We start from the raw sequence: 1212 nt of genomic DNA, 5'->3' as shown, positions 1-1212 counted from the left end.
GCGTTGCCGCCGGAGGTTAATTCTGCGCGGTTGTATGCCGGTGCGGGGTCGACGTCGTTGACGACGGCGGCGTCGGCGTGGAATGCCTTGGCCGCGGAGTTGCAGTCGGCGGCGTTGGGGTATGAGAACGTGGTCACCCAGCTCTCGAGTGAGGAGTGGTTGGGCCCGGCCTCGGCGGCGATGGCCGCGGCGGTGCAGCCCTATGTGGATTGGATGAGCACCACGGCCACTCAGGCCGAGCAGGCCGCCAGTCAGGCCAGTGCGGCCGCGGCGGCCTTTGAGCAGGCGTTTGCCTCGGTGGTGCCCCCGCCGTTGATTGCGGCTAATCGGGCCACGCTGGCTCAGGCGATGGCCACCAATGTGTTGGGGCAAAACAGCGGGGTGATCGCGCAGTTGGAGGCCCAATACGCGCAGATGTGGGCCCAAGACGCCACCGCGATGTACACCTATGCGGCTCAGTCGGCGACCGCGACCAAGGTGACCCCGTATACCGCGGCCCCCCAGATCGCCGATCCGTCGGCCTCGGCCAAGCAGTCCACCGCCACGGCCACGGCCGCGGGCACCTCGGCGGGGACCGCGCAAAACACCCTGCAGCAGGCCGTGACCTCCACGCCCAACCAGCTGCAAAGCCTGGCCAACCCGACCACCAACGCGGCCACGACCGCCACGGATCCGTTCTCCGAGATCTGGTTCTTGCTGACCGGCCAGACCGCCTCACCGACCAACCTCGGCGCGATTATCAATGGCTACGCCCCCTACGCAGGGTTCTTCTACAACACGGAGGGTCTGCCCTACTTCAGCGTTGGTATGGGCAACAGCTTTGTGCAGATCGCCAAGTCGGCGGGCATCCTCGGTGGTGCGGCCCCCGCGGCGGCCAAGGCCGCCACCGGTGCCGCCCAAGGCCTGGGCGGACTAGGTGCTGCCCTCGGCGGCGGCGGTGGGCACGTGGCCGCCGGGTTGGGGGCCGGGGCCCACGTGGCCGGGCTGTCGGTGCCCCAATCATGGCCCGGAGCCGTGGCGCCCTCGGTGGCCAAACCCATCTCCGCGGTACCGGTCAGCGAGGTCATCACCGCACCGGATTCCGGGGCCGGCAACCTCGTGGGCGGCGTACCCGCCTCCGGCGTCGGCGGACCCGTGCGCGGCGCCGGCGCAGGCCCACGCTACGGCTTCAAACCCACCGTCATGGCCCGCCCCCTCTCCGCCGGCTAAACC

The 1212-nt window shown here is 70.0% G+C and carries 1 protein-coding gene; it reads left to right on the top strand.

Annotated features, from left to right (window positions below):
* The coding region (locus A5745_RS05920) for a PPE family protein (protein WP_076115446.1) at window positions 1-1209 on the top strand (1209 nt) is incomplete at its 5' end.
* Window positions 1210-1212: the final 3 nt, after the last annotated feature.

The sequence above is a fragment of the Mycobacterium sp. IS-2888 genome, from assembly GCF_001954215.1.
In the GTDB taxonomy this organism is placed as follows: domain Bacteria; phylum Actinomycetota; class Actinomycetes; order Mycobacteriales; family Mycobacteriaceae; genus Mycobacterium.
Note: the sequence above shows the minus strand (reverse complement) of the source record. Positions and strands in the feature narration are given on the sequence as shown.